Origin of the sequence: Amycolatopsis dongchuanensis (assembly GCF_039542405.1) — a bacterium.
Lineage (GTDB): Bacteria > Actinomycetota > Actinomycetes > Mycobacteriales > Pseudonocardiaceae > Amycolatopsis_E > Amycolatopsis_E sacchari.
In genome coordinates this window covers 28,881-47,058 of record NZ_BAABIB010000170.1, presented here as the reverse complement: position 1 = coordinate 47,058, position 18,178 = coordinate 28,881, and the positions used below count along the sequence as shown (strand labels likewise).

The 18,178-nt window shown below is 71.8% G+C and carries 18 protein-coding genes; 11 read left to right on the top strand and 7 right to left on the bottom strand.

The window, feature by feature from the left end:
- The first annotated feature begins 82 nt into the window (after positions 1–82).
- Positions 83–613, top strand: coding sequence for an NUDIX hydrolase (locus ABFX51_RS38670; protein ID WP_346056806.1), 531 nt, complete (start codon positions 83–85; stop codon positions 611–613).
- Positions 614–698: 85 nt separating this feature from the next.
- On the opposite strand, the gene ABFX51_RS38665 is transcribed toward ABFX51_RS38670, so the two are convergent.
- Positions 699–1,382 carry an SDR family oxidoreductase gene (locus ABFX51_RS38665; protein ID WP_346056805.1) on the bottom strand — a complete coding sequence of 228 codons (684 nt, stop codon included), beginning with the start codon at positions 1,380–1,382 and terminating at the stop codon, positions 699–701.
- 667 nt (positions 1,383–2,049) lie between these two features.
- Here ABFX51_RS38665 and ABFX51_RS38660 point away from each other — a divergent pair.
- From ABFX51_RS38660 to ABFX51_RS38645, 4 genes are read left to right on the top strand one after another with little or no spacing between them, the layout of a single operon-like run.
- Entirely contained in the window at positions 2,050–3,423 is a 1,374-nt protein-coding gene (locus ABFX51_RS38660; RefSeq protein WP_346056804.1) for an MFS transporter, read from the top strand.
- Positions 3,420–4,169 carry an SDR family NAD(P)-dependent oxidoreductase gene (locus ABFX51_RS38655; RefSeq protein WP_346056803.1) on the top strand — a complete coding sequence of 250 codons (750 nt, stop codon included), beginning with the start codon at positions 3,420–3,422 and terminating at the stop codon, positions 4,167–4,169. The genes ABFX51_RS38660 and ABFX51_RS38655 overlap by 4 nt, the downstream gene beginning before the upstream one ends.
- Before the next feature lie 28 nt (positions 4,170–4,197).
- Positions 4,198–5,853 (top strand): NAD(P)/FAD-dependent oxidoreductase, encoded by a 1,656-nt coding sequence (locus ABFX51_RS38650; protein ID WP_346056802.1) that lies wholly within the window; start codon positions 4,198–4,200, stop codon positions 5,851–5,853.
- 8 nt (positions 5,854–5,861) lie between these two features.
- Positions 5,862–7,286, top strand: coding sequence for an ATP-binding protein (locus tag ABFX51_RS38645; RefSeq protein WP_346056807.1), 1,425 nt, complete (start codon positions 5,862–5,864; stop codon positions 7,284–7,286).
- Here ABFX51_RS38645 and ABFX51_RS38640 read toward each other — a convergent pair.
- The gene (locus ABFX51_RS38640) at positions 7,247–8,122 is read right to left on the bottom strand and encodes an LLM class F420-dependent oxidoreductase (protein WP_091505262.1); all 876 of its coding nucleotides are present in this window, start codon (positions 8,120–8,122) and stop codon (positions 7,247–7,249) included. The two genes, ABFX51_RS38645 and ABFX51_RS38640, sit on opposite strands and share 40 nt — an antisense overlap.
- Before the next feature lie 74 nt (positions 8,123–8,196).
- Entirely contained in the window at positions 8,197–9,012 is an 816-nt protein-coding gene (locus tag ABFX51_RS38635) for a glycoside hydrolase family 16 protein (protein WP_428832541.1), read from the bottom strand.
- 816 nt (positions 9,013–9,828) lie between these two features.
- On the opposite strand from ABFX51_RS38635, the gene ABFX51_RS38630 reads away from it, so the two are divergent.
- From ABFX51_RS38630 to ABFX51_RS38615, 4 genes are all read left to right on the top strand, one after another.
- Positions 9,829–10,587, top strand: coding sequence for a sulfite exporter TauE/SafE family protein (locus ABFX51_RS38630; RefSeq protein ID WP_091505260.1), 759 nt, complete (start codon positions 9,829–9,831; stop codon positions 10,585–10,587).
- A gap of 110 nt (positions 10,588–10,697) precedes the next feature.
- Entirely contained in the window at positions 10,698–12,956 is a 2,259-nt protein-coding gene (locus ABFX51_RS38625) for a xanthine dehydrogenase family protein molybdopterin-binding subunit (RefSeq protein ID WP_346056801.1), read from the top strand.
- Entirely contained in the window at positions 12,953–13,423 is a 471-nt protein-coding gene (locus ABFX51_RS38620; protein WP_091505258.1) for a (2Fe-2S)-binding protein, read from the top strand. The genes ABFX51_RS38625 and ABFX51_RS38620 overlap by 4 nt, the downstream gene beginning before the upstream one ends.
- The gene (locus tag ABFX51_RS38615; RefSeq protein ID WP_346056800.1) at positions 13,420–14,232 is read left to right on the top strand and encodes an FAD binding domain-containing protein; all 813 of its coding nucleotides are present in this window, start codon (positions 13,420–13,422) and stop codon (positions 14,230–14,232) included. The genes ABFX51_RS38620 and ABFX51_RS38615 overlap by 4 nt, the downstream gene beginning before the upstream one ends.
- A 66-nt stretch (positions 14,233–14,298) precedes the next feature.
- On the opposite strand, the gene ABFX51_RS38610 is transcribed toward ABFX51_RS38615, so the two are convergent.
- Entirely contained in the window at positions 14,299–14,856 is a 558-nt protein-coding gene (locus tag ABFX51_RS38610; protein WP_346056799.1) for a YceI family protein, read from the bottom strand.
- A gap of 144 nt (positions 14,857–15,000) precedes the next feature.
- Here ABFX51_RS38610 and ABFX51_RS38605 point away from each other — a divergent pair, with 144 nt between their 5' ends.
- Positions 15,001–15,408, top strand: a complete 408-nt coding sequence (locus ABFX51_RS38605) for a MarR family winged helix-turn-helix transcriptional regulator (RefSeq protein ID WP_245782985.1) — start codon at positions 15,001–15,003, stop codon at positions 15,406–15,408.
- Positions 15,409–15,419: 11 nt separating this feature from the next.
- On the opposite strand, the gene ABFX51_RS38600 is transcribed toward ABFX51_RS38605, so the two are convergent.
- The gene (locus tag ABFX51_RS38600; RefSeq protein ID WP_346056798.1) at positions 15,420–16,145 is read right to left on the bottom strand and encodes a GAF and ANTAR domain-containing protein; all 726 of its coding nucleotides are present in this window, start codon (positions 16,143–16,145) and stop codon (positions 15,420–15,422) included.
- 122 nt (positions 16,146–16,267) lie between these two features.
- Here ABFX51_RS38600 and ABFX51_RS38595 point away from each other — a divergent pair, with 122 nt between their 5' ends.
- Positions 16,268–16,711, top strand: a complete 444-nt coding sequence (locus tag ABFX51_RS38595) for a hypothetical protein (protein ID WP_091505254.1) — start codon at positions 16,268–16,270, stop codon at positions 16,709–16,711.
- A 3-nt stretch (positions 16,712–16,714) separates the two neighbouring features.
- Here ABFX51_RS38595 and ABFX51_RS38590 read toward each other — a convergent pair whose 3' ends face one another.
- Together ABFX51_RS38590 and ABFX51_RS38585 are read right to left on the bottom strand one after the other, a co-directional pair.
- Positions 16,715–17,542, bottom strand: a complete 828-nt coding sequence (locus ABFX51_RS38590; protein ID WP_346056797.1) for an oxygenase MpaB family protein — start codon at positions 17,540–17,542, stop codon at positions 16,715–16,717.
- A gap of 11 nt (positions 17,543–17,553) precedes the next feature.
- Complete coding sequence (locus tag ABFX51_RS38585; protein WP_091505252.1) at positions 17,554–18,177, bottom strand: L-threonylcarbamoyladenylate synthase; 624 nt, start codon at positions 18,175–18,177, stop codon at positions 17,554–17,556.
- Position 18,178: the final 1 nt, after the last annotated feature.

Sequence of the window (18,178 nt, the reverse complement as noted above, 5' to 3'; positions counted from 1 at the left end):
CCAGCCGCCAGCCTCCCGGCTCCACACCGGCGTCACCAACGTCAACGCCTCATACAGCTAGGCCTTCTCCTAGGCTGCGCCCATGACGGTCAACGCGATGTTGGCGCAGTACGGCGCCGAGGACCACGACGTGGCGCGAGTCCGGCGGCTGCTGGCGGCCGAGCCCGACCCGTGGCGGCGGGACCTCCCCCTGCACCTCACGGCCTCCGCGTTCGTCGTGCACCCCGCGACCCGCCGGGTGCTGCTGCGGTGGCACGAGCGTCAGCAGGCTTGGCTGCAGGTGGGCGGGCACGGCGACCCGGGGGAGCGGGACCCGCTCGCCGTCGCGCTGCGCGAGGGCCGCGAGGAGACGGGCCTGCCCGATTTGACGCCCTGGCCGGACGACTCGCTGCTCCAGGTGGCCGTGGTCCCGGTGCCCGCGAAAGGCGCCGAACCCGCGCACGAGCACGCAGACCTCCGGTTCGTCCTGGCGACAACCCAGCCCGACGCGATCCGCCCGGAAAAGCCGGAGGCGCCGCTGCGCTGGCTACCGGTCGACGAGGCGCTCGAAGCCACGGGGGAGGCGAACGTGCGGGAAGCGCTTTCCCAGGTGAAGCGGTTGCTGGACGCGTGAGTCGGGCCGGGTCGGGTGTTTGGGGCGCCGTGTGGGAAAGCGCTTTCTCGCCAGTCTCCTCGACCAGCGGAACCACCGATCCGCCTCAGCGCGGGAACCGCCCCCGAGCGGGCTGCACCGTCAGCTCCGTGACGTGCGCTTCGTCCGGAGACGACACCACCGACGCCACGGCGGCCGCGACCGCCTCGGGGGCCAGGTACTGCTCGGGCTCATACGGCCCGCCCTCGCGCTGACGCACCTCACGCTGCATCCCGGTCGCCACGCGGCCGGGGTACACCGTCGTCACGCGGACGCCGTTTTCGAGTTCCTCCTGGTGCAGGGCTTCGGCGAACACCCGCAGCGCCTCCTTGCTCGCCGCGTACGCCGAGCGCCCCGCCGCGGCCCCGCGCACGACCGTCGAGTTCACCAGGATCGCCCTGCCCCGCTCCCGCCGCAGCGCGGGCAGCAGCGCCCGCGTCACCTCGACCACGCCGAACAGGTTCACCGCGAACACCTGCTGCCACCGGTCAGCGGACGTCTCGGCCACGGGCCCCGCGTCGAACACCCCCGCGCAGTGCACGAGCACGTCGACGCCCACCAGCCCGGACGGCGGCACCAGCGGTCCGGCGGCCAGGTCGAGCGGCCACGCCGCGGCGCCCGGCAGCTTGCCGGTCAGCTCCGCGAGCGCGTGCTCGTCGCGGCCCGCGAGCCACACGCGGAAGCCGCGTGCGGCCAGGTCGGTGGCGACCGCGCTGCCGATCCCGCCGGTCGCGCCCACCACCACGGCCACCGGGTCTCGTTCCGCCCCCACCGCTCCTCCAGTCACAAGCCATCTCTTCGTAGTCGGGAATTCCGGGCGAAGTGCTACACACAGGACAGTAAAGAGCGGACAAACAGGACAAAGAGGTGGGTGTAACGGCGGGCGCGAAGGCCGCGACTACGGGGCACAACGGGACGGTGCCGGTAAATGCGGCACCCCCGGTCTCGCCCGGCGCTCGGACTCCCCCTCGGGGTGCCGTGGCGGGCGGGTGGCTCCCGGCCGCGGGCTCCCTTGTCCCCCCGCGCCGGGAGCCACTTGCGCGTCCCGCCCGCGCGGGCTCCCTGGCCTTCCGCGCCGGGGAGCCATTGGCGAACCCCCGTCCGCGAACTCCCTTGTCCTCGCACCGGACGCCGCATGCGCATCCCACCCGCGGGTTCCCTTGCCCCCGGCGCTGGGAGCCACTTGCGAGCCCCGCCACAAACCCCCTTGCCCGGCGCCGGGAGCCACTGGCGCATCCCGCCCACGAACTCCCCGTCCCCCGCGCCAGGGAGCCACCCACGCACTCCGCCACAAACCCCCTCGCCCCCTCGCCGGGAAGCCACTCCCGAATCCCACCCGCAGTGAGGCAATTGCTGTCCGCGCGCGTGTCCCGTTAGGCTCCCCTCGCCGGGTGTTGGAGCGGAACGGGAGGCAGCCGATGGCAGGCACGATCGCCGCGCGGATGGACCGGCTGCCGATCACACGACGGCACCGCCTCGCCACCGTCGCGATCGGGCTGGGGCTGTTCTTCGACCTGTACGAGATCTTCCTCGCCGGTGTCCTGGGCAGCGTGCTGGAAAAGCACTTCCACCTGTCCAAATCGGCGCTTGCGCTGTTGCTGGCTTCGGCGTTCCTCGGCATGTTCGCCGGCGCCGTCCTTTTCGGACGGATCGCCGACCGGCTGGGCCGCCGCCGCGCGTTCCTGCTCAGCCTCGGCACGTACTCGCTGTTCTCGCTGCTCGGCGCGTTCAGCACGGGCCCGGCCATGCTCGTCGTGACGCGGTTCCTCGCCGGGCTGGGGATCGGCGCCGAGCCGCCGGTGTCGGACACCTACCTCGGCGACCTCCTGCCGCCGAAGCACCGCGGCCGGTACACCGCCTGGGCCTACACCATCGCGTTCCTCGGGGTGCCCGCCGCCGGATTCCTCGGCCGCTGGCTCGCGCCCGCCGCGCCGCTGGGGTTCGAGGGCTGGCGCTGGCTGCTGGTGCTCGGCGCGCTGGGCTCGGTCATCGTGTTCGCCTTGCGCACGGGACTGCCCGAGTCGCCGCGCTGGCTGGAGGCCGTCGGCCGCACACGCGAGGCCGAGGAGGTGGTGGCGCGGTTCGAGCGCGACGCGGGCGAGCTGTCGGAACCCACCGAAAATCCCGTAGCACCAACGGAAAGCGGGCGACTGCGGGAGCTGTTCGTGCCGCCCTACCGCCGCCGCACGGGGATGATGGCCGTCTTCCACGTCCTGCAGACGATCGGCTACTACGGCTTCGGCACGCTGGCACCGATCGTGCTGGTGGCCAAGGGCTTCCCCGTCGTGCAGTCGCTGCTGTTCACGGCGCTGACCTACCTCGGCTACCCCGTGGGCTCCGCGCTCTCGCTGCCGGTCGTCGAACGGGTCGAGCGCAAGTTCCTCGTGCTGGGCTCGGCGGTGGTGATGGCGGTGTTCGGCGTCGCGTTCGGACTCGCGACGGCGGCGTGGCTGATCGTGGTCTGCGGGTTCCTCTACACCACCGCGAGCAACCTGTTCTCCAACGCGTTCCACATCTACCAGGCCGAGATCTTCCCGACGGCCCTGCGCGGCACGGCGACGAGCGGCACGTACGCGCTGTCGAGGCTCGCCAGCGGCGTCATGCCGTTCGTGCTGCTGCCCCTGCTGCACTCCGCCGGCGCCGGGGTGCTGTTCACGGTCGTCGCGCTCGCGATGGTGCTGGTGGTGGTCGACGTCGCGTTGTTCGGTCCCCGCACCACGGGCCGGGTGCTGGAGGCGGTGAACAGTAGAGTCGCTCCTGGCGCGGACCAACAGGCACAGGAGGCTCGGTGAGCGCATCACGCGGCGTGGCTCTCGTGACGGGCGCTTCGCGCGGGCTGGGGGCGGCGATCGCCCGGCAGCTGGCCGGTGACGGCTGGGCGGTGGCGGTCAACTACCGCTCCGACGCCGACGGGGCCAAGCGCGTGGTCGACGGCATCCGCGCGGACGGGGGCACCGCGGCGGCCTTCGCCGCCGACGTGACCGACGAGGACGGCGTGCGGCGGCTCGTCGCCGACGTGGAGTCGGCGCTGGGGCCCGTCGCGGTGCTCGTGCCCAACGCCACCGGGCCGCAGCCGGAGATCCCCGTCGAGGACCTCACGTGGGAGGCGCACCTCGCGCAGCTGGAGTTCTTCGTCAAAAGCCCGACCCTGTTGCTGCAGGCCGTGCTGCCCGGGATGAAGGCCGCGGGCCGCGGCCGGATCGTCCAGGTCGGCTCGGACATCGTCGCGCGCGGGCTGCCGCGGATGTCGGCCTACCTCGCCGCGAAGGCCGCGCAGGACGGCCTCACCCGCAGCTGGGCGCGTGAGCTCGGCCCGCACGGCATCACCGTGAACCTCGTGGCGCCCGGCTGGATCCCGGTCGAACGGCACGCCGGCACCAGCGAGGACGAACGGCGTGCGTACACCGGCGACGTGCCGCTGGGCCGGTTCGGCCGCCCCGAGGAGATCGCGGCGGTCGTGTCGTTCCTCGCTTCCGACGCGGCCTCGTTCGTCAACGGCGAACGTGTGACGGTCAATGGGGGCCACACCATCGACTGAGGTGGCCCGCGCCCCGTAGGGTTTTCCCGTGAGCCAGCCCATCCTGATGACGGTCGACGACGACCCCGCCGTGTCCCGCTCGGTCGCGCGTGACCTCCGCCGTCGCTACGGCCAGGACTACCGCGTGGTCCGCGCCGGCTCCGGTGCCGACGCGCTCGACGCCCTGCGTGAGATCAAGCTGCGGGGGGACGCGGTCGCCGCGATCCTCGCCGACTACCGGATGCCGAACATGGACGGCATCTCCTTCCTGGAACAGGCCATGGACCTGTTCCCGCACGCCCGCCGCGCGCTGCTGACCGCCTACGCGGACACCGACGCGGCCATCCAGGCGATCAACGTGGTGGACGTCGACCACTACCTGCTCAAGCCCTGGGACCCGCCGGAGGAGAAGCTCTACCCGGTGGTCGACGCGCTCGTGGAGGCGTGGCGGGCGGCCGGGGACCGGCCGGTCGACGAGACCAAGGTGATCGGCCACCGCTGGTCCGCGCCCTCGTACCGGGTCCGCGACTTCCTCGCCCGCAACTCCGTGCCCTACCGCTGGTACTCCGTCGACGAGCCGGAGGGCGCCCGCCTGCTGGAGGCGGCGGGCGCGACCGCCGACGACATCCCCGTGCTGGTCACCCCGGAAGGGGAGGTGCTGCGCAAGCCGGCCGGTGAGGAGATCGCCAACGCCGTCGGCCTGTCCACCCGCCCGGCGGAGGAGTTCTACGACCTCATCGTCGTCGGCGGCGGTCCCGCGGGCCTCGGCGCGGCGGTGTACGGGGCGTCCGAAGGCCTGCGCACGGTGCTCGTCGAGCGCAAGGCGACCGGCGGCCAGGCCGGGCAGAGTTCCCGCATCGAGAACTACCTCGGCTTCCCGGACGGGGTGTCCGGCGCGCAGCTGACCGACCGCGCCCGCCGCCAGGCCCAGAAGTTCGGCGCCGAGGTGCTCACGGCCCGCGACGTCGTCGGGCTGGAGGCCCGCGGCTCCGCGCGCGTGATCAGGTTCGGTGACGGCACGGAGCTGGCCGCGCACTCGGTGGTGCTCGCGACGGGCGTGTCGTACCGCGAGCTGGAGGCCGAGGGCTGCGCGGACCTGACCGGGCGCGGCGTGTACTACGGTTCCGCCGCCACCGAGGCGGGGGAGTGCACCGACCAGCACGTCTACATCGTGGGCGGCGCGAACTCGGCGGGGCAGGCGGCGGTGTTCTTCTCCCGCTACGCCAAGGACGTCACGATCCTGGTGCGCGGCGAGTCGCTGCAGGCCTCGATGTCGCACTACCTCATCGAGCAGATCGAGCAGATCGGCAACATCCACGTGCGCACGCACACCACGGTCGTGCGCGCACACGGGGACGAGCACCTGGAGAAGCTGACGCTGTGCGACCGGCACGGGGTGCAGGAGACCGTCGAGGCGGGGCACCTGTTCGTGTTCATCGGCGCGGCGCCGCGCACCGAGTGGCTCGGCGACGACGTGGTGCGGGACGCGCACGGGTTCGTGTGCACGGGGACCGACCTGCTCGTGGACGGGCAGCGGCCGCCGGGCTGGCCGCTCGACCGCGACCCGCACCACCTGGAGTCGTCGATCCCGGGGGTGTTCGTCGCCGGCGACGTACGCTCGCAGTCGGTGAAGCGCGTCGCCTCCGCCGTCGGCGAGGGCGCCATGGCGGTCACCCTCGTGCACCGGTACCTGGAGCAGCAGTGAGCGAACCCATTCCCGAACCCGAACTGACCCGTGAGTTCCTGCGGGAGCTGTTCCTGTTCACCAGCCTGTCCGACGCCCAGCTGGACTGGATCCTCGAGCACGCCTCCGTGGAGCACTACGAGGGCGGCGTCAAGGTGATCAACGAGGGCGACCCGGCGACGTGCTTCTACGTGCTGCTCTCGGGCGCGCTGCGGATGACCAAGCTGGACTCCGGCGGCGAGGTCGAGACCACCCGGTCCGACCAGCGTGGCGCGTACTGCGGGGCCACGATGTTCTTCTTCGGGCAGGAGCAGCTGAACTACGGCGCCTCGGTGTACGCGCTGAGCGACCTGACGTTCCTGACCCTGCCCGCGCGGGAGTTCGCCGAGCAGTTCCGCCGCTGGTTCCCGATGGCCACGCACCTGCTGGAGGGTTCCTACCTCGGCTGGCGCAACGCCGACGCGCTGATCGGCAGGCGGCGGCGCCTGCTGGCGCTGGGGCAGGTGTCCGCCGGGCTGATGCACGAGCTGAACAACCCGGCCGCCGCGGCGGTGCGGGCGACCGCCTCCCTGCGGGAACGCGTCGCGGGCATGCGGCACAAGCTGGCGATCCTGGCGAAGAAGGACATCGATCCCAACCTGCTCGAGCAGCTGATCGACGTGCAGGAGCAGCTGGTCAAGCAGGTCGCGTCGGCGCCGCCGCTCACCGCGATGCAGCAGGCCGACCGCGAGGACGAGATCGGCGACTGGCTCTCCGACCACGGGCTGGAGCAGGGCTGGGACCTCGCGCCGATCTTCGTCAGCGCCGGGCTGAGCGCCGCGAGCCTCGACGACGTGCTGGACTCGGTCGGCGACGAGCTGATCGACAGCGCCGTGCGCTGGCTGGCGTATGCGCTGGAGACCGAGATGCTGATGGGGGAGATCGAGGACTCGACCACCCGCATCTCGGCGCTCGTCGGCGCGGCGAAGCAGTACTCGCAGATGGACCGCGCGCCGCACCAGTGGATCGACGTGCACGACGGGCTCGACTCGACGCTCGTCATGCTGGGCAGCAAGATCGGGCCGGGGGTGAAGGTCGTCAAGGACTACGACCGCACCCTGCCGCGGATCCCCGCCTACCCCGGCGAGCTGAACCAGGTGTGGACCAACCTGATCGACAACGCGCTGGGTGCGATGGGCGGCAGCGGCACGCTGACCCTCCACACGGCGCTGGTCGAGGACCAGGTGTGCGTCGAGATCGGCGACACCGGGCCCGGCGTGCCCGAGGAGAACCGGCAGCGGATCTTCGAGCCGTTCTTCACGACGAAGGCGGTCGGCGAGGGCACCGGGCTGGGGCTGGACATCTCGTGGCGCATCGTGGTGGAGCGTCACCACGGGGACCTGCGCGTGAAGTCGGTGCCGGGGGACACGCGGTTTCAGACGCTGCTGCCGGTCACGGAGCAGGCTTCGGAGTGAATGCCGAGCTTCCCGGCCAGTCTGCCGAGGTAGGCGGTGACCTCCTCGGCGGACCGGTCGGGAAGTCCGAAGAGGACTTCCGTCACGCCCAGTTCCTCGTACCGCTCCAGTAGTCCCGGCTCCGGTTTTCCGGCCAGCACCACGATTTCCGGTGAGCCCGCGCGTCCCGCCTCCTGCCAGATCCGGTGCAGCAACGCGATTTTGTCGTCCAGGCCGGCTTCCATGGGCGTGGTGAGCCAGCCGTCGGCGGACCGGGCGAGCCAGCGGAACGTCTTCTCGGTACCCGCCGCGCCGACGACGACCGGTACCGCCCCGGCCGGTTTCGGGTACGCCCAGCTGGGCCCGAACTCGACGAATTCCCCGGCGTAGGAAGCCTCTTCGTCCGTCCACAGTGCACGCATCGCCTCGAGGTACTCGCGCAGCGCGGTGCGGCGCCGGTTCGCGGGCACGCCGTGGTCGGCCAGTTCGTCGGTGTTCCAGCCGAAGCCGACGCCGAGCGTGACGCGGCCGCCGGAGAGGTGGTCGAGTGAGGCGATCGTCTTCGCGAGGGTGATCGGGTCGTGCTCGACGGGTAGCGCGACGGCGGTGGACAGCCGGATCCGCTCGGTGACCGAGGCGGCGGTCGCGAGCGCCACCCACGGGTCGAGCGTGCGCAGGTAGCGGTCGTCGGGCAGGGAGGCGTCGCCGGTACGGGGGTGGGCGGCCTGGCGCCGCACGGGGATGTGGGTGTGCTCGGGGACGGCGAAGGAGGAGAACCCGGCCCGCTCGGCGGCTCGCGCCGCGTCGGCGGGGGAGATCCCGCGGTCGCTGGTGAACAGCACGATGCCGTGGCGCATGCCTGGAATTAGAACACGTTCTACTGCTGGAGGCCAGTCCCCGGGCGCCGGGTGGCGCCCGGGGATCTGGTGGGTCAGGCCGTCACGCGCACGTAGTCGACGACCAGTTGCTGCGGGAACTGTGTGCTGCCATCGGGGTTGCCGGGCCAGTAGCCGCCGACGGCGAGGTTGAGGATGATGAAGAACGGGTGGTCGAAGACCCAGCGGTTGCCGCCGAGGTCGGCCGGCGTGCGGGTCTGGTACAGGTTCCCGTCGACGTACCACTTGATGCTGTTCGGCGCCCAGTCCACGGCGAAGGTGTGGAAGTCGTCGGAGAAGTTCGGCCCGCTGTAGGCCGCGCCGATGCCGCCGGAGCCCGAGTAGCCGGGGCCGTGGATGGTGCCGTGCACGGTGTTGGGCTCGAACCCGACGTTCTCCATGAAGTCGATCTCGCCGCAGTTGGGCCAGCCGTTGCTGCCGATGTCGTTGCCCAGCGCCCAGAACGCGGGCCACATGCCCTGCCCGCGCGGCAGTTTCATGCGGGCCTCGAAGTGGCCGTAGGTCTGGGTGAACTTGCCCGCGGTGTTGAGGCGTGCCGAGGTGTAGGTGCAGGGGCCGTACCAGCAGTTGTGGCCACCCTCCTGGCGCGCGGTGATCACGAGGTGGCCCTGCCCGTCGAGCGCGGCGTTCTGCGCGCCGGGGGTGTACCACTGCAGCTCGTGGTTGTTGACGTTGTCGCCCGTCTCGTTGGTCCACTTCGAGGCGTCGGCGGCGGCTCCGGCGGGGCCGTCGAAGTCGTCGTTGAACACCGTGGCTGCGCTGGCGTTCCCCGGTGCCACCAGTACGGCGGCGACGGCGAGCGCGGGCACGCTCAGCCGCAGGAGGCGGGACAGGCGGGTGCGAGTCTTCATCGACATCACTGCCTCTCGGTCGGCTCGTTTGTTGTGAGCGGGAACAAAGTATGGGCGCAGTGGTCCAGACCTTCAAGAGACTTGGGTAGGTATTTTCCGACATCGGACGTCCGTGCCCCGAACGGCGCAGCGCCCTGCGCGGGGAGGGGAAAGCCGTGGGGTTCGGTAGAACTGGGTTCGGCCGCCGCCGCCGAGTCGGGCGTGGCGGCTCGATTCCGGCGCGGATGGCGGACCGGACGTGGCGAACCGGATTCGGCACGGAGGCCGTGCCGGATCCGGGGAGGCCAGTTTTGAGGGGAGCCGCCTGGCGCCCCCGACCCCCGCCAGGCCCCCGCCGCCCCGCCACCGGCCGAAGCCGCCAGTCGCCCCAGCAGCTCCAGGCTCAGGCATCCCACCGCGGAACCTGCCTGCCCAAACCTCAGCAGTCGTCCCCGCATCCCCACGCGCAGCTGCCCGCCACCGCTCAATCCACCTGGCGTCCCGACCCCGCCACCGGCCGAAGCCGCCACCACCGAACCCACCAGCCCCTGAACCCACCCGGCGCCCCAACCTCAGCCGTCCCCGCACCCCGGGCCCAGCCGCCCTACCGCCGAGCCCGCCTGGCTCCCCGCCCAAACCCCAGCCGTTTCCGCACTCTCCGCCCCGACCGCCCTGCCACCGGCGAAACCTGCCACCACCGAACCCACAGCCCCTGAACCCACCCGGCGCCCCAACCGCCCCGCCCCACCCACGACCGCCCGCACCTCCCGTGAGCCCCGTCTCCCCTCCGCCTCCCACCGCCGCTCCCGGCCGGTGCGCCGGAGATAATGCCTCGTCGTGAGCTTCGACCCCCTGGCACTGCTGTTCCTGTTCGCCGCCGGCGTGGGGGCCGGCCTCACCGGGTCCATCGCCGGGCTGGCGTCCCTCGTGTCCTACCCGGCACTGCTGGCCGTCGGGTTGTCGCCGGTTTCGGCCAACGTCACCAACACCGTCGCGATGCTCGGCACGACCATCGGCGCCGCCGCGGGCTCGCGGCCGGAGCTCGCCGGGCAGCGCGGCCGGCTGAAGGTGCTGTGCTCCATCACCGCCGCCGGGGGCGCGCTCGGCGCCGCCCTCCTGCTGTGGACCCCGTCCGACACGTTCACCTTCATCGTCCCCTTCCTCATCGCGGGTGCGTCGATCCTGCTGTTCGTCGCACCCAAACTGCGGAAGGTGAGCGCGAACTCGTCCGGCCTCGGCCCCGTCACGGGAGCCGCGGCGTTCGCCGTCGCCATCTACGGCGGCTACTTCGGCGCGGCGGCGGGAGTTCTGATGCTCGCGCTGCTGTCGACGGTGTGGGCGCAGTCGCTCGCCCGCTCCAACGCCGCCAAGAACATCGCCACCGGTGCGGCCAACCTCATCGCCGCCGTGGTCTTCGCGTTCACCGGCGAGGTCGACTGGCCCTCGGTCGTCGCGCTGTGCCTCGGCTCCGTGCTCGGATCGTGGGTCGGCCCGGCCGTCGTGCGGCGGCTGCCCGCGACCCCGCTGCGGATCGGGATCGGGCTGGCGGGCCTGGGCCTCGCCGGAACCCTTGCCTGGCAGGCCTTCGCCGCGTAAAGGCGATTTCCGCGCTGCGGAAGACAAGGCGGAACACGGGGCGGGTGCTGGGAAGTTGGGCCACCGGTGAGGCATGATCTCGGACGTACCCATCAGTTGGAGGCCCAGAGTTGAGCATTGTCGGGACCAGAGTGGTCCGGATCGAGGACCAGAAGCTCATCACCACGGGTGGCACGTACGTCGACGACCTGCGTGAACCGGCGCTCACGGGTGCTGTGTTCGCGACGTTCGTACGAAGCCCCATCGCCCACGCGCGGATCACGTCGATCGACACCTCCGCCGCCCTCGCCGCGCCCGGCGTGGTCGCCGTCTACACCGCGGCCGACCTGGACCTGGCGCCGCGGCAGGCGGGACCGGTCACCGAGCCGTGGCTCGCGTCGGACGTCGTGCGCTACGTCGGCGAACCGGTGGCGCTGGTGCTCACCGAGCAGCGCTACCAGCTCGCCGACGCGGCCGAGCTCGTCGACGTGGACTACGACCCGCTGGACGCGGTGGCGAGCATCGACGCGGCGCTGTCGGGCGAAACCGTGCTGTTCCCCGAGTCCGGCGGCAACGTCATGCAGGTCCACGGGATCGAGGAGTTCCCGGAGGACAGCTTCGCCGGCTGCGAAGTCGTGGTGACGCAGACGATCGTGAACCAGCGCGTCGCCCCCGCGCCGCTGGAGGTGCGCGGCGCGTCGTGCGTGTGGGGCGAGGACGGCAGGCTCACGGTCTGGCTGTCGACGCAGAACGCGCAGCTGGGCCGCGGCGCCATCGCGGCCGGCCTCGGCGTGCCCGAGGAGCAGGTGCGGGTGATCGCGCCCGACGTGGGCGGCGGGTTCGGCGCCAAGATCGGCTCCGACCCCGAGCCGATCGTGCTGGGCTGGGCCGCGCGCCGCAGCGGCAGGCCGGTGCGGTGGACGGAATCGCGCAGCGAGAACTTCACCTCGATGACGCACGGCCGCGCGCAGCAGAACACCGTCACCATCGGCGGCCGCCGCGACGGCACCGTCGAGGTGTTCCGCCTCGACGTGGTGCAGGACGCGGGCGCCTACCCGCGCACCCTGTTCCTGCCGACGCTGACGGAGCTGATGGCTTCAGGCGTCTACCACTTCCCGAAGGTGGAGACGCGCAGCCGCGGCGTCGTCACCAACACCACCCCGGTCGCCGCCTACCGCGGGGCCGGCCGCCCCGAGGCGACCGCCGCGGTCGAGCGGGCGATGGACCTGTTCGCCGCCGAGATCGGCATGGACCCCGCGCAGGTGCGCAAGGTCAACTTCATCCGCCCGGAGGAGTTCCCGTTCACCACCAAGTCCGGGGCGAACTACGACAGCGGCGAGTACGCCAAGGCGCTGGACAAGGTGCTGGAGGCCGCCGGGTACGAGGAGCTGCGGGCCGAGCAGCGGCGGCGGCGCGAGGCCGGTGACCCGGTCGCGCTGGGCCTGGGCATCGCGAGCTACGTCGAGATCACCGGTGGCGACGGCGGTGGCGAAAGCGGCCGCGTCGACATCAACCCCGACGGCACGGTCACCGCGTACACCGGCAGCTCCCCGCACGGCCAGGGCCTGCACACGTCGCTGGCGATGCTGCTGTCCGACCAGCTCGGCATCCCGATGGACCGGATCACCGTCAAGCACGGCGACACCGACGAGATCCCCAGGGCCATCGGCACGTTCGGCTCGCGCTCGCTGCAGCTGGGCGGCTCGGCGATCCGCCAGGCCGCGGACAAGGTCATCGCCAACGCGCGCGAGATCGCCGCGGACCTGCTCGAAGCCTCGCCCGACGACCTCGAGCTCGACGTGGACGAGGGCGCGTGGCGGGTCAAGGGCGCGCCGTCGAGCGGCGCGGTGGACTGGGTCCAGCTGGCGGCCCGCGCGGAGGAAGGCGCGCTGTCGGCGGACGTCTGGTTCGGTGAGGGCACGCCGACGTTCCCGTTCGGCGCGCACCTCGCGGTCGTCGAGGTGGACACCGAGACCGGCAAGGTCGTGGTGAAGCGGATCATCGCCGCGGACGACGCGGGCCCGGTGGTCAACCCGCTGGTGTTCCGCGGGCAGCGGCACGGCGGGCTCGGCCAGGGCATCGCGCAGGCGCTGCTGGAGGTCATGAGCTACGACGAGGACGGCAACCCGACCACGGCCACGCTGGCCGACTACTCGTTCATCACCGCGACGGAGCTGCCGGACTTCGAGCTGGTCGACTCGGTCACGCCGACGGACCGCAACCCCTTGGGCGTCAAGGGGATCGGTGAGGCCGCGACGATCGGCTCGACCCCGGCGGTGCACAACGCGGTGGTCGACGCACTGGCGCACCTCGGCGTGCGCCACCTGGACATGCCCACGACCCCGCAACGGGTGTGGGAAGCGCTTTCTGTGAAGGGTGAGGCGAAGTGAAGGTCTCCATCGAGGTCAACGGCTCCACCGTGGCCGAGGAGGTCGAGGACCGCACGCTGCTCGTGCACTACCTGCGCGACACGGCGGGGCTGACGGGCACGAACATCGGCTGCGACACCACGTCCTGCGGGGCGTGCACGGTGCTGCTCGACGGCGAGGCGGTGAAGTCGTGCACGGTGCTCGCGGCGCAGGCCGACGGGCACCGCGTCACCACCGTCGAAGGCCTGGCTTCCGGTGACGGCGAGCTGCACCCCGTGCAGCGGGCGTTCCGCGAGCAGCACGGGCTGCAGTGCGGCTTCTGCACGCCGGGCATGATCATGGCGTCGGTGTCGCTGCTGGCGCAGAACCCGAAGCCCACGCGTGAAGAGGTGCGCGAGGGGCTGGAGGGCAACCTGTGCCGCTGCACGGGTTACCACAACATCGTCAACGCGGTGATCGACGCGTCCGGACAGGAGGTCGACCGGTGATCCCGGCCCCGTTCACCTACCGCCGGGTGTCCACTGTGGACGAAGCGCTGAGCGTGCTCGGCGAGCACGGCGAGGACGCGAAGGTCCTGGCGGGCGGGCATTCCCTGCTGCCGCTGATGAAACTGCGCTTCGCCACGCCGGAGCTGCTGGTCGACATCGCGCCGGTCGACGAGCTGCGGTACGTGCGCGTCGAGGACGGCACGGTCGCGATCGGTGCCCTGTCGCGCTACCACGACCTGCACACCGACGCGGTGCTGCGTGAGCACGCGCCGCTGCTGGCCCACGTGGCCGGCGCGATCGGCGACCAGCAGGTGCGCCACCGCGGCACCATCGGCGGCTCGCTGGTGCACGCCGACGCGGCGGCCGACCTGCCGGCGGCGCTGCTGGCGTCCGACGGCGTGCTCGTCGTGCAGGGCCCGCAGGGGCGCAAGGAGATCCCGGCCGCGGAGTTCTTCCTCGGCCCGTTCACCACGCCGCTGGAGCCGGACGAGCTGGTCACCGAGATCCGGGTGCCGGTGCAGACCGGGCGGGGCTGGGGCTTCGAGAAGTTCACGCGCCGCAGCATCGACTGGGCCATCGTCGGCGTCGCCGTCGTCGGCGGCAGGGTCGGGCTGATCAACATGGGTGGCACGCCGCTGCGGGCGAGTGCCACGGAGCAGGCGCTGGCCTCGGGCGCGTCGATCGAGGACGCGGCCGCGGTCGCGGCGGAGGGCACCAGCCCGGTGTCGGAGCCGCACGCGAGCGCGGAGTTCCGCGAGCACCTGGCGCGCGTGCTCACCAAGCGTGCGCTGACCACAGCCGCGGGGTAGTCCCCGCATCGTGCGAGAAGGCCCCCGCCGCGGCGGGGGCCTTCTTCACGCCATCCTGGCCGCAGGTCAGGCGTTCTTGACGGCCGAGACCTCGAACTCGAGCGTCACCTTGTCGCTCACGAGCACGCCGCCCGTCTCGAGCGCGGCGTTCCAGGTGATGCCGTAGTCCTTGCGGTTGATCACCGTCGAGCCCTCGAAGCCGACGCGGGTGTTGCCGAACGGGTCCTGCGCGGTGCCCTCGTAGGTGAACGGGATGGTCACCTGCTTGGTCACGCCCTTGATCGTCAGGTCGCCGGTGACGTCGAAGGTGTCCTCGCCGGTCTGCTTGACCTCGGTGGACGTGAAGGTGATCTCCGGGTGCTCGTCCATCTGCAGGAAGTCGTTGCTGCGCAGGTGGGCGTCGCGGTCGGCGTTGCGGGTGTCGATGCTGTTCGCCTTGATGCTCACCGTGGCGCTCGACTTCTCCGGGTTCTCCCCGTCGATCTGGGCGGTGCCGGTGAACTCGTTGAACGCGCCGCGGACCTTCGTCACCATCGCGTGCCGCGCGACGAACCCGATGCGGGTGTGCGTGGGGTCGAGGGTGTAGGTCCCGGTCAGCTGGGCGTAGTTCGTCGGGGCGGTCATGAGGTTCCTTCCGGTTTGATGATGTGTCATCTAGCCTGGACCAACCTCGGTGACGTGTCAACTATTCCCGCTATACTCGATCTCGTGACCGGTACCCGATGGCTGACCGACGCCGAGCAGCACGCCTGGCGCTCCTACGTGTCCATGCAGACCCAGCTGAACGCGCGGCTGAGCAAACAGCTGCAGGCGGACTCGGAGCTGTCCCACGCGGACTTCGCCGTGCTCGTGCAGCTCACCGACACGCCGGAGGAGCGGGTGCGGGTGTTCGAGCTGGCCAGGGCGCTGGAGTGGGAGAAGAGCCGGGTGTCGCACCACCTCGCGCGCATGCAGAAGCGGGGGCTCATCGCCCGTGAGGAGTGCCCGTCGGACGCCAGGGGCGCCTTCATCGTGCTCACGCCGCAAGGCCGGGCGGCCATCGAGAACGCCGCGCCCCGGCACGTGGAGACCGTGCGCCGCCTGGTGTTCGACGCGCTGACGCCGGAGCAGGTCAAGGCGCTGGCGGCCATCTCGGAGCAGGTGCTGGCCCGGCTCGCCGAGGAGGAGGCGGCCTGAGGGCACCGCGCTCAGTCCCCGGCGTCGCCGCCGGAAACCTGGCGGACCAGCAGCGCCGCCACGTCGTGCAGCTTGCGGTTCGTCTGCTGCGACACGCGGACCAGCAGGTGGAAGGCCGCGTCTTCCCCGATCGAGTGGCGTTGCATGAGGATGCCCTTCGCGGTGGCGATGACGTCGCGGGTGCGCAGCGCCTCCCGCAGCTGCTCCTGCCGCCGGGACCCGGCCAGCGCCACCGCCGCGTGTGCCGCGAACAGCCCCGCCAGGTGCGCGGCGTCGGCGTCGAACGCCTTCTCGCGCGTGGCGTAGAGGTTCAGCGCACCCAGGTTCGCCGACGTGGTGAACAGCCGGACGCTGAGCATCGAGCGGATGCCCAGGTCGAAGGCCGCGGCGCCGAAGCGGGGCCAGCGGGTGTCGGAGCCGATCTGGTCGGTGCGGTAGACCGGGTCGTCGAACACCGCGCCCACGCAGGGCCCTTCCCGCAGCTCGTGCTGCAGTCGGTCGAGCCGGGCCACCAGGGAACTGCTCGGCGCGACCGATTTGACGTCGTCCCGCTCCAGTAGCGACACCCCGGCTTCCTCGACGCCGGGTACGGTACCGAGGACGGCGTGCACCACGCGCTCGACCGTGCTTTCGACATCGGGCTCGGCTTCGAGCGTGCGCACCACGTCACCGAGGAGTTCGGCGAGGGTCAGATCGTCGCCGGACGGCTGCTTCGGCGGGGCTGTCCGGTCCGTCATCGGCTCAGTCTCGCCCACGCGCGGACGGGACGCCAGCACAACCTCCGAAGGTGTGGTTTAACCGCGGCGCGCGGGGTACTCGCCGGGACCGACCGTTGAGACCGACAGCGGAGGAACCGCTCATGTCGCTCGAACGACCCTGCGGAGAGCAGATCGTGTGGAGGCGTGTCCGAGGGTTCGCCGACCTCGGGCGGCTCCGCAACGCCATCTGCGGGCTGCTCTTCGACTGCGCGGCCCAGACGGTCGTCAGCGTCCTGTCGTTCGTCGACGAGTTGTGCGGCGCGCCGGAGGCCGACAAGTTCCCCATCGAGGTCTGCCTCGTCCGCGGCACCGACCCGCACTACCTGCGCATCGACGTGGAAGGGCCCCAGCTCGTCCCGCCCACCCGGCCCGGGTTCATGGACGGCCACGGCCCGCAGGGTTCGGCGGGCTGGGGCGTGGTGTACCGCGAGGAGGGCATGAGCGTCTGGGCGTACCTGACGCTGCCTTCGCCGTCCGCCGCGCGTCAGGCGCCGCCGTGGTCCCGGCTCGCCGTGTGCCTGCCGCCCAATCCCACGCTGAACTGAACCTCACGCCCGCTGCCGGTACCAGACGTTGAGCCGCGCCACGGCCCGGATGTGGGCGGCCCGCAGCGGCGGCGGCACCGCGGTGGCCACGAGGCGCACGGCGCGGCGGAACCGGTCGAACCGCCGCCGGCGTGCCGGTGACCAGTCCAGGCCGAGCCGGTCGCGGAACACGGGCGGCAGGGTCGCGGCGATGAGGAACAGCTGCAGCGTGGCCTGCCGGTCCCGCAGCCAGGGCCACGCGGCGTCCGGCAGCGGGCGGACCGGTTTGGGCACGGTGCGGATCGTGTCGAACAGCGCCGTGATGGTGTCGTTCGGCCGCAACGACTCGACCATGTCGTCGTAGTAGGCCCGGAAGGCGGGCCAGTCCGGTGGCAGGTCCTGGTCGCGGACGCCGAGCAGCAGGCCGACGCGGCGCATCTGCGCGTAGTACTCCGCCAGCTCGGCGGCGCTGAGCGGGCGCCCGAAGAAACGCTGCGTGTCCACGGGCAGCTGGACGAGGGTCGCGTGCACCCAGGCGTAGGCGTGCGGGTCTAGCGCCGAGTAGCGCCTCCCGTCCTCGCGGATCCCAGTGAACGCCCGGTGCAGGCGGCGGAGGCGCCGTGCCTCGAACGCCGCGCCCTCGGGGCCGCCGTAGACGTAGATCGACAGCGAGGCGGCCGTCCGCATCAGGCGGGTCCACGGGTCGCGCGTGTAGTCGGAGTGGTCGCGCACCCCGGCGGCCACCACCGGGTGCGCGGTCTGCAGCACGAGCGTCGAACCGGCGAGCAGGATGCCGCGGAAGTCCCCGAAGTACCGCCAGGCCGGGGTGCCGCGGACGATGCCGGCGTCCACGCCCGCGCCCGTCAGGACTCGAACCGCGCCGGGTCACCCGCGCCGCGGCGCACGATCACCGGCTCGTCCTCGGAGAAGTCGACCACGGTCGTCGGCTCGGTGCCGCAGTCCCCGGAGTCGATCACGGCGTCGAGCGCGTGGTCCAGCTCGTCCTTGATCTCCCAGCCCTGCGTCAGCGGCTCCTCGTGGTCCGGCAGCAGGAGGGTGCTCGACACCAGCGGCTCCCCGAGCGCGGCGACGAGCGCCTGCGCGACGACGTGGTCCGGGATGCGCACGCCTACGGTCTTTTTCTTCGGGTGCAGCAGCCGCCGCGGCACCTCCTTGGTGGCCGGGAGGATGAAGGTGTAGCTGCCCGGGGTGGCGGCCTTGAGGGCGCGGAACACGGTGTTGCTGAGGTGGACGAACTGGCCGAGCTGCGCGAAATCCGAGCACACCAGGGTGAAGTGGTGCCGGTCGTCGAGGTGCCGGACCTCGCGGATGCGGTCGAGCCCGTCCTTGTTGTCGAGCCGGCAGCCCAGCGCGAAGCACGAGTCCGTCGGGTACGCGATGAGCCCGCCGTCCCGGACGATCCCGACGACCTGGTCGATCGCGCGGCGCTGGGGGTTCTCGGGATGGACGTCGAAGTACTTCGCCATG